The 8,972-nt window shown below is 66.8% G+C and carries 9 protein-coding genes and 1 pseudogene; 2 read left to right on the top strand and 8 right to left on the bottom strand.

Annotated features, from left to right (window positions below; genetic code table 11):
- Both FV217_RS23570 and FV217_RS21155 read left to right on the top strand, forming a co-directional pair.
- Positions 1 to 161: pseudogene (locus tag FV217_RS23570) on the top strand (DEAD/DEAH box helicase); the annotation flags it as partial.
- Positions 162 to 285: 124 nt separating this feature from the next.
- Positions 286 to 1,341, top strand: coding sequence for a GGDEF domain-containing protein (locus tag FV217_RS21155; protein WP_147820423.1), 1,056 nt, complete (start codon positions 286 to 288; stop codon positions 1,339 to 1,341).
- A gap of 112 nt (positions 1,342 to 1,453) precedes the next feature.
- On the opposite strand, the gene FV217_RS21150 is transcribed toward FV217_RS21155, so the two are convergent.
- The 8 genes from FV217_RS21150 to FV217_RS21115 all read right to left on the bottom strand — a co-directional run.
- The gene (locus tag FV217_RS21150) at positions 1,454 to 1,837 is read right to left on the bottom strand and encodes an iron-sulfur cluster assembly accessory protein (RefSeq protein ID WP_147820421.1); all 384 of its coding nucleotides are present in this window, start codon (positions 1,835 to 1,837) and stop codon (positions 1,454 to 1,456) included.
- 119 nt (positions 1,838 to 1,956) lie between these two features.
- Positions 1,957 to 2,340 carry an SUF system Fe-S cluster assembly protein gene (locus FV217_RS21145; protein ID WP_147820419.1) on the bottom strand — a complete coding sequence of 128 codons (384 nt, stop codon included), beginning with the start codon at positions 2,338 to 2,340 and terminating at the stop codon, positions 1,957 to 1,959.
- A gap of 49 nt (positions 2,341 to 2,389) precedes the next feature.
- Positions 2,390 to 3,634 carry a cysteine desulfurase gene (locus FV217_RS21140; RefSeq protein ID WP_147820417.1) on the bottom strand — a complete coding sequence of 415 codons (1,245 nt, stop codon included), beginning with the start codon at positions 3,632 to 3,634 and terminating at the stop codon, positions 2,390 to 2,392.
- Complete coding sequence (locus FV217_RS21135) at positions 3,634 to 4,083, bottom strand: DUF559 domain-containing protein (protein ID WP_147820425.1); 450 nt, start codon at positions 4,081 to 4,083, stop codon at positions 3,634 to 3,636. Before FV217_RS21135 ends, FV217_RS21140 begins: the two co-directional genes overlap by 1 nt.
- A 155-nt stretch (positions 4,084 to 4,238) precedes the next feature.
- The gene (gene sufD, locus FV217_RS21130; protein WP_147820415.1) at positions 4,239 to 5,561 is read right to left on the bottom strand and encodes a Fe-S cluster assembly protein SufD; all 1,323 of its coding nucleotides are present in this window, start codon (positions 5,559 to 5,561) and stop codon (positions 4,239 to 4,241) included.
- A complete protein-coding gene (sufC, locus tag FV217_RS21125; protein WP_147820413.1) occupies positions 5,561 to 6,310 on the bottom strand; it encodes a Fe-S cluster assembly ATPase SufC in 750 nt (249 codons plus the stop codon). Before sufC ends, sufD begins: the two co-directional genes overlap by 1 nt.
- A 92-nt stretch (positions 6,311 to 6,402) precedes the next feature.
- A complete protein-coding gene (gene sufB / locus FV217_RS21120; protein WP_147820411.1) occupies positions 6,403 to 7,872 on the bottom strand; it encodes a Fe-S cluster assembly protein SufB in 1,470 nt (489 codons plus the stop codon).
- Between the two features lie 68 nt (positions 7,873 to 7,940).
- Positions 7,941 to 8,972, bottom strand: a 1,032-nt coding sequence (locus FV217_RS21115) for a cysteine desulfurase family protein (protein ID WP_147820409.1), incomplete at its 5' end; no start/stop codon positions are given.

Below are 8,972 nucleotides of genomic sequence, written 5' to 3'. Positions count from 1 at the left end.
GGGCCGTCGAACGTACGGAGCGACCGCCGGCCGAGCGCCCGCGGGAGCGCGAGAGCCGGCGTCCTACGCCTCGGCGCGACGAGGACGGCGACACGCCGGTAGGCCTGGGCTCGCATGTGCCGGCCTTCCTGATGCGGCCCGTGCCGCCCAAGAAGGACTGATCCGGTCCCTCGACGCCCCGTTCGGACATCGTCGAGAGGCGATCGGCGTCTTTCTGCCGCTACCTTAACCTGGCGGCTACGATCCATCGGGCATGATCGTCGCACGGTGGATCGGATAGGTCGAATGAGCGGCGCGGGTCATGAGGATCGCGAGCGGAGCTTCGTCATCGCGCAACGCGCGAACGAGCTGATGCGCGACTACGGCTCGTCGGCGAGCCCGCAGGCCTATGCAGTCTGGTACACGTACGTGTCCGGCCGGCAGCCCCAGATGAACGAGGCCATCAAGCGCCTGACGACGAAGAGCGGCACGCTCTCCGACGACGACATCGCCGAGCTCTACGAGGCCCATATCGATCGTCGCCAGATCGAGGGTGAACTCGACCGCCACAATGCCGGTCTGATCTCCGAGGTGCAGAGCATCATGGAGATGATCGACCTGTCCCTCGGCTCGACCGCCGAGTACGGGGCGTCGCTCCAGGCCATCTCCCGGGATCTCCACGACACGACGCCGAACCGGCTCAAGGACATCGTCGCCACGTTGATCGTCAACACGCGCGACGTGTCGGCCAGCAACCGGACCCTCGAAGCGCATATGCGCGAGAGCCGTCGCGAGATCGAAGCGCTGCGCGAGACGCTTGCCGCCGCCCGGCTCGAGAGCCTGACCGACCCGCTGACCGGCCTGTCGAACCGCAAGCATTTCGAGGAGATGTTGCGCAACGAGATCGACGAGGGCGCCAGGTCGCCGCGCCCGTCCAGCCTGATCCTGATCGATATCGACTTCTTCAAGCGCTTCAACGACCAGTTCGGCCACCTGACCGGCGATCAGGTCCTGCGGCTCGTGGCGATCGTGATGCGGGAGACCGTCGCGTCGGGGGGGACCCTTTCGCGCTTCGGCGGCGAGGAATTCGGCATCCTGCTGCCCGGTATCGGCCGCGAGGCCGCCCGCGTCATCGCAGAAACGGTGCGGACCACCATCATGGGCCGCGAACTCGTGAAGCGCGCGACCGGCGAGTCGCTCGGAAAGGTCACGATCTCGCTCGGCGTCGCACAGAGGTGCTCCGACGACACCATCGTGTCGTTCATCGAGCGGGCCGATTCCTGCCTCTATGCCGGAAAGCGTATGGGCCGGAACCGTACGGTCGACGACGCCGAGATGTCGGCATTGCCCGAGGTCGCCTGACGCGGATCCGAACTGAGGTCTTCGAGGCTGACGCCACGAGGAACGCCAGCTCCTACCGTCGCGACCTGCGATCGTCGAAAGCAGGTCGCCCGACGGGACTCGACCTATCGGTTCAGGCTGACATTCCGGCGGCGGCGAGCCTGTCCGGCGTCGCGGGTGTGATGGCGATCGACTCGCCGCAGCCGCAGGCCGAGGTCTGGTTCGGGTTGTTGAACACGAACTGCGACGACAGCTTGTCGGTCTTGAAATCCATCTCGGTGCCGAGCAGGAACAGCACCGCCTTGGGATCGATGAAAACGGTCACGCCGTTCACCTCGACCATGTCCTCGCCGGCATTGCGGCCTTCGGCATATTCCATCGTGTAGGCCATGCCGGCGCAGCCGCCGTTGCGCACGCCGACGCGCAACCCCGCGATCGGCCTGTCCGCGTCGGCCATGATCGCCTTGAGCCGGTCCGCGGCGCGGTCGGTCAGCGAGATCACCTTGAAACCTGACATCGTTCTCTCCTGCGGCAGGGTTTAAGGCCCGGGCGGGTGAGGGGAATTGTGCGCTAGGCCAAGATAAGCATTCGCCGATTGCTGGTCCAGCGCAGCGCTGCCACGCGCGAAGCCAGCAGCTACCACATATCCAGCGCCACGCGCGCCTCGTCCGACATCCGGCTCTGGTCCCACGGCGGGTCGAACACCATCGTCACGTCGCAGGACTGGACGCCCGGCACCTTCGAGACCGCGTCCTCGACCCATCCGGGCATCTCGCCGGCCACGGGACAGCCCGGAGCGGTCAGGGTCATGTCGATGGCGACTTTGCGGTCGTCGGCGATGTCGACCTTGTAGATCAGGCCGAGCTCGTAGATGTCGGCCGGGATCTCGGGATCGTAGACGGACTTCAGCGCCGCGACGATGTCGTCGGTCAGCCGGTCGAGCTCCTCCGGCGGGATCGCGGAGGTCGCCGCGACGGCCGGCGTGTTGTTGCCGCCGGTGATGGCTGCGTCGGTGCTCATGATGACTCTCCTCCGGTGCGGCCCGCGCCGCGACGGACAATCCGAAAACTCAGGCGAACAGCATCTCGGCCTTGGCGAGCGCGTCCGCAAGCGCGTCGATCTCGGCCTTGGTATTATACAATCCGAACGAAGCGCGGCAGGTCGAGGTCGCGCCGAAGCGGTTGAGAAGCGGCATCGCGCAATGCGTGCCGGCCCGGATCGCGATGCCCTGGCGGTCGATCACGGTGGCGATGTCGTGGGCGTGCGTGCCCTTCATCTCGAAGGCGACGACGCCGCCCTTGTCTCGGGCCGTGCCGATCAGCCGGATCGCGTTCATCGCCCCGAGGCGCTCCTGCGCATAGGCGGTCAGCGCGTCCTCGTGCGCACTGATCGCCTCGCGGCCGACGCCCATCATGAATTCCAGGGCGGCGCCCAAGCCCACCGCCTCGATGATCGCCGGCGTGCCGGCCTCGAACCGGTGCGGCGGGTCGTTGTAGGTAATGGTGTCCTCGGAGACGGTCCGGATCATCTCGCCGCCGCCCTGATAGGGGGGCAGCCGGTCCAGCCATTCCTTCTTGCCGTAGAGCACGCCGATACCGGTCGGGCCGTAGACCTTGTGGCCTGTGAAGACGAAGAAGTCGCAGTCGAGCGCCTGCACGTCGATCGCGCGATGCACCGCACTCTGCGCCCCGTCGAGCAGCACGGGTACGCCATGGCCATGGGCGATGCGGATGATCTCCTCGGCCGGCGTCACCGTGCCGAGCACGTTCGACATGTGCGTGATTGCGACCATTTTCGTACGTGGGCTGAAGAGCTTTTCGTATTCCTCGACGAGGAAGTTGCCCGCGTCGTCCACGGGAGCCCACTTGATGACGGCCCCGTAGCGCTCGCGCAAAAAGTGCCAGGGCACGATGTTGGAGTGGTGCTCCATGATCGAGAGGATGATCTCGTCGCCCTCCCCGATCAGGCCGCCGCGATGCATCGACGACGCGACGAGGTTGTAGGCCTCGGTGGCGTTGCGGGTGAAGACGATCTCGTCGGTGGAGCTGGCGTTGAGGAACTGGCGCGTGGTCTCGCGCGCGCCCTCGAAGCCTTCGGTTGCCGCGTTCGCCATGTAGTGCAGGCCGCGATGCACGTTGGCATAGGCGCCCTCCATGCAGCCGACCATGGCGTCGATCACCGCCCGCGGTTTTTGCGCGGAGGCGGCGTTGTCGAGATAGACCAGGGGCTTGCCATAGACCTGCTTCGCCAGGATCGGGAATTCCTTGCGGATCGCCTCGACGTCGTAGCCCGGCTGGCGGATGGGTGCGTTCATCAGGTTGCGCTCGCGCGAAACCCTCCCCCCTCTGCGGGGGAGGGTGCCTCGCGGAGCGAGGCGGGAGAGGGGAAACCCCGGTCCTCGATGGCCGTGCCGATGGCAGTCATCACTGCATCGAGGTTGCCGAGGACGAGATCGTTCGGAAATCGCAGGATCAGGAAGCCTTGGCTGGTCAACCAAGCGTCCCGGGCTGCATCGTGATTCTTTCGCTCTTCCGTCTCATGAAGCTCGCCATCGAGTTCCACGATCAGGCGCGCCGACGCGCAGAAGAAGTCGGCGATGTAGGGCGCTATGGGAACCTGACGCTTGAACTTGACGCTGCGGAACCGGCCACCGCGAACCTGTTCCCAGAAAAGGGCCTCGGCGCGCGGCATGTCCCGCCTCTGACCGCGGGCGAAGTCACGCAGACGGGGCGTCACTTCGTTCAGCTTTGGACGATCGTTCATGTCCAAATCCCCGTTATGCGCGTCCTCTCTCCCCGCTGCGGGAGAGGGTGGCCCGCGTAAGCGGGTCGGGAGAGGGCAGCGCCGTATCCTGAAGCGTTGCTTCCCTCTCCCGGTCGCTCCGCGACCACCCTCCCCCGCAGAGGGGGGAGGGTTTCCTACCCCCGCGCCCTCAGCCAGCCCTCGACCTCGCCGATCAGCGCCTCGCGAGCGCCTTCGTGCGTGACAGACTCGATCGCCTCGCCGACGAAGGCCTGGACCAGCAGGCTCTCGGCCACCGGCTTCGGCAGGCCGCGGGCCATGAGGTAGAACAGCAGGTCCTCGTCCGGCGCGCCGCAGGTGGCGCCGTGGCCGCAGGCGACGTCGTCGGCGAAGATTTCGAGCTCCGGCTTGTTCATCATCTGGCCGTCGTCGGTCAGCAGCAGGCAGTCCGACTTCATCTTGCCGTCGGTCTTCTGCGCCGCCTGGCGGACGATGATCTTGCCCTGGAACACGCCGGTGGAATCGCCGTCGATCACCGTCTTGAACATCTCGCGGCTGACCCCGCCGACCGCGGCGTGGTCGGCCAGCAGCGTCGAGTCGGCAAGCCGCCCGTCACCGAGCATGGCCGCGCCGTTGACGGTGGCGGTGGCGTTCTCGCCGGCGAAGTGCAGGTAGATCTGGTGGCGCGAGAGTACGCCGCCGAAGACGAGGTTGACGGATTCGATGTTGGAGCCAGCGCCGAGCCGCGCGGTAATCGTCGAGAGCGCAATGGCCTTGTCGCCCTCGCGGTTGAGCCGGGTGTGATGCAGGTTGGCCCCGTCGGCGATGACGGTGTCGACCACGTCGTTCGGCTGGTAGGCGATCCCGTCCGGCCCTTCGTGGCTTTCCAGGAACGAGAACTCGGCGCCCTCCCCCAGGGTGACCAGCACGCGGGTCGCCGTCGAGAACGCGGTCTCGCCAGTGCCGACGAAGCGCAGGTGGATCGGCATCTCGACCTTGGCTCCGGCCTCGACCGAGATCAGCGCGCCGTCCGCCAGGAAGGCGGTGTTGAGCTGATAGATCGGATTTTCGCGGGTCTGCGCCACCGGCGCGAGCTGCTTGAGCAGCGGATCGCCCTGGCTCATCGCCTCGTTCAGCGGCGTGACGGTGACGCCGGCCGGAACGCGGTCGAGGTCGGACAACTCGCCGATCAGGTGGCCGTTGACGAAGGTCAGGCGCACGGCCTCAATGCCGACGAAGGCCGTCGCGGCATTCGCCGCCGCCTTCGCGACCTCGAGCGAGGGCTTCTCGGCCGGATGCGCGGCATCCTCGATCGCGGCGCGCAGGTCCGTGTACTTGAAGGCCTCGACGCGACGGCTCGGCAGACCGGTCGCCTCGAAGAACTTGAACGCTTCTTCCCGCGAGATCTTCTCTTCGCTGGCGAAGCTCTGGCGAGCCGACTCGAACAGGCTCGAAAGCCCGGTCTCGGCAGCGCTGCGCAGGTTCTGGATGTCGGCCATCACGCGGCCTCGCTGCGGTAATCGGCGTAGCCGGACTTCTCGAGTTCCAGCGCCAGCTCCTTGCCGCCCGTCTTCACGATCAGGCCCTTCGACATGACGTGCACGGTGTCCGGCACGATATGGTCGAGCAGGCGCTGGTAGTGGGTGATGACGAGGAACGAGCGCCCCTGAGCGCGCAGAGCGTTGACACCCTCGGAGACGATGCGCAGAGCATCGATGTCCAGGCCGGAATCGGTCTCGTCGAGCACGCAGAACTTCGGCTCGAGGAGCGCCATCTGCAGGATCTCCATGCGCTTCTTCTCGCCGCCGGAGAACCCGACATTGAGGGCGCGCTTGAGCATGTCCTTCTCGATCTCGAGCTTGTCGGCGGCGGCGTTCACCTTGCGGATGAAGTCCGGCGTCGAGATCTCGCCCTCGCCGCGGGTGCGGCGCTGCGCGTTGATGCAGGCCTTGAGGAAGGTCATCGTGCCGACGCCGGGGATTTCCAGCGGATACTGGAAGGCCAGGAACAGGCCGGCGGCGGCGCGCTCGTCCGGCGACATGTCCAGCACGTTGTTGCCGTCGAGCAGGATCTCGCCGTCGAGCACTTCGTAGTCCGCCTTGCCGGCGATGACGTAGGAGAGCGTCGACTTGCCGGAGCCGTTCGGCCCCATGATCGCTGCGACCTCGCCGTCGTTCACGGTGAGGTTCAGGCCGTTGAGGATGCGGTTGTCCTCGATCTGTACGACGAGGTTCTTGATTTCGAGCATGTTCGGGTCGTCCTAGCTTGGAATGGCAGCCAGCCCCCACTGCAAGGCAGCGGGGACGGCACCGGATCTGATCGGCAGGCCGGCTGCAGGCCTCAGCCCACCGAGCCCTCGAGGCTGATCGAGATCAGCTTCTGCGCCTCAACGGCGAACTCCATCGGCAGCTGCTGCAGCACGTCGCGGACGAAGCCGTTGACGATCAGCGCGGTGGCCTCCTCGTTCGAGAGGCCGCGCTGCTGGCAGTAGAACATCTGGTCCTCGGAGATCTTCGAGGTGGTGGCCTCGTGCTCGAACACCGCGGATGCGTTCTTCGACTCGATGTAGGGTACCGTGTGCGCGCCGCACTGATCGCCGATCAGCAGCGAGTCGCAGTTGGTGAAGTTGCGGGCGTTCTTGGCCTTCTTGTGCGCCGAGACGAGACCCCGATAGGTGTTCTGCGAGCGCCCGGCCGAGATGCCCTTCGAGATGATGCGGCTCGACGTGTTCTTGCCGAGATGGATCATCTTGGTGCCGGAATCGACCTGCTGCATGCCGTTCGACACCGCGATCGAGTAGAACTCGCCGCGGGAATCGTCGCCGCGCAGGATGCAGGACGGGTACTTCCAGGTGATCGCCGAGCCGGTCTCGACCTGCGTCCACGAGATCTTGGAGCGGGTGCCGCGGCAATCGCCGCGCTTCGTCACGAAGTTGTAGATGCCGCCCTTGCCCTCGTTGTCGCCGGGGTACCAGTTCTGGACGGTCGAGTACTTGATCTCGGCATCGTCCAAAGCGATGAGTTCGACCACCGCCGCATGGAGCTGGTTGTCGTCGCGCTTCGGGGCAGTGCAGCCCTCGAGATACGAGACGTAGCTGCCCTTGTCGGCGATGATGAGCGTCCGCTCGAACTGCCCCGTATCGCGCTCGTTGATGCGGAAGTAGGTCGACAGTTCCATCGGGCAGCGCACGCCCGGCGGAATGTAGACGAACGAGCCGTCGGAGAAGACCGCCGCGTTCAGCGTCGCGAAGAAGTTGTCCGTCACCGGCACGACGGTGCCGAGGTACTTCCGGACGAGGTCCGGGTACTCGCGAAGGGCCTCGGAGATCGGCATGAAGATCACGCCGGCCTTCGCGAGTTCCTTCTTGAACGTGGTCGCGACCGAGACCGAATCGAACACGGCGTCGACGGCGACGCGGCGCTCGGGGGCGATGCCCTCCAGCACCTCGACCTCACGCAGGGGGATGCCGAGCTTCTCGTAGGTCCTGAGGATCTCGGGGTCGATCTCGTCGAGCGACAGGGCCGCCGGGCGCTTGGGCGCCGCGTAATAATAGAGGTTGTTGTAGTCGATCTTGTCGTAGGAGACCCGAGCCCAATCCGGCTCCTTCATGGTCAGCCAGCGGCGATAGGCGTCGAGGCGCCATTCCAGCATCCATTCCGGCTCGTTCTTCTTGGCCGAGATGAAGCGCACCACGTCCTCGGACAGGCCGCGAACGGACTTCTCCATCTCGATGACGGTCTCGAAGCCGTACTTGTACTGGTCGAGGTCGATCGAACGAACCCGGTCGATGGTCTCCTGCACTGCAGGCATTCAACGTCTCCTGACGGCGCCGGGCCGAACGGCCGGCGTATTTTCGAGATGACGGTGGGAGGCGCGCGTCATGCCGCCTGCCCTCTCCGCTGATATAGGGACGACACGACCCGTTCGAAGGCCGTGAGGAAGCGTGCCGCATCCGCGTCCGTGGAATTCCAGCCGAAACTGACGCGCAACGCCCCCGCGGCCACCGCAGGATTCACGCCCATGGCCGCGAGCGTGGCCGAGCGCGCCACCTTGCCCGACGAGCAGGCCGAGCCCGACGAGACCGCGACGCCGGCGAGATCGAAGGCGATCAGTGCGGTGGCGGCCTCCAGGCCCGGAAGCGCGAAGCTCAGGGTGTTCGGCAGGCGTGGGGCGCCCTCCCCGAACACGACGGCGTCCGGCGCGAGCGCCAGCACCTGGGCTTCGAGCGCGTCGCGAAGGCCGGCGAGCCGCGCGCCTTCGTCGGCGAGATCGGCCTGCGCGCGCCGCGCCGCCTCCCCCATGCCGGCGATACCCAAAAGGTTCTCGGTGCCGCAGCGCAGGCGCGCTTCCTGGCCGCCGCCACGCACGAAGGCGGATTCGAGCACGACGCCCTCGGCGAGCACCAGCGCGCCGACGCCCTTCGGCGCCGCGAATTTGTGACCCGACAAGGTCAGCGCATCGAGGCCGAGCGCGACCATGTCGAGGGGGATCTTGCCGACCGCCTGCACGGCGTCGCTGTGAACCAGCGCCTGCCCATGCCCCCTGGCCAGCGCGACGATCTCGGCCAGCGGCTGGACCACACCGGTCTCGTTGTTGGCGGCGTGGACCGAGATCAGCAGGCTCTCGCCGGCGAGCGCGGCCAGCCGCTCGCGCAGCATGTCGAGCCGGAGGACGCCCGCTTCGTCGACGGGCAGCACTTCGACGGTGTCCGGCGAAAAGCGGTGGCCGGCGGAGACGCAAGGGTGCTCGGTCGCGGAGATCAGCAGCCGCGTCGGCGCCGGCCGGCCGGTGCGGCGCAGGGCGCCCGAGAGCACGGCGTTCGCAGCCTCGGTGCCGCCGCTGGTGAAGGTGACCTGCGTCGGCTTCGCGCCGACGAGGGCGGCGAGGGCGTCGCGGGCGGCGTCGAGCAC

The sequence above is a fragment of the Methylobacterium sp. WL9 genome (assembly GCF_008040035.1).
Classification (GTDB): Bacteria; Pseudomonadota; Alphaproteobacteria; order Rhizobiales; family Beijerinckiaceae; genus Methylobacterium; species Methylobacterium thuringiense.
The sequence above is the reverse complement of the archived record's forward strand: the minus strand, read 5'-3'. Positions and strand labels throughout refer to the sequence as shown.

Excerpts from the sequence above, each read along its gene's own strand:
- FV217_RS21155 (WP_147820423.1), top strand. The coding sequence starts at position 286 with ATGAGCGGCGCGGGTCATGAGGATCGCGAGCGGAGCTTCGTCATCGCG.
- FV217_RS21150 (WP_147820421.1), bottom strand. The coding sequence starts at position 1,837 with ATGTCAGGTTTCAAGGTGATCTCGCTGACCGACCGCGCCGCGGACCGG.
- FV217_RS21145 (WP_147820419.1), bottom strand. The coding sequence starts at position 2,340 with ATGAGCACCGACGCAGCCATCACCGGCGGCAACAACACGCCGGCCGTC.
- FV217_RS21140 (WP_147820417.1), bottom strand. The coding sequence starts at position 3,634 with ATGAACGCACCCATCCGCCAGCCGGGCTACGACGTCGAGGCGATCCGC.
- FV217_RS21135 (WP_147820425.1), bottom strand. The coding sequence starts at position 4,083 with ATGAACGATCGTCCAAAGCTGAACGAAGTGACGCCCCGTCTGCGTGAC.
- sufD (WP_147820415.1), bottom strand. The coding sequence starts at position 5,561 with ATGGCCGACATCCAGAACCTGCGCAGCGCTGCCGAGACCGGGCTTTCG.
- sufC (WP_147820413.1), bottom strand. The coding sequence starts at position 6,310 with ATGCTCGAAATCAAGAACCTCGTCGTACAGATCGAGGACAACCGCATC.
- sufB (WP_147820411.1), bottom strand. The coding sequence starts at position 7,872 with ATGCCTGCAGTGCAGGAGACCATCGACCGGGTTCGTTCGATCGACCTC.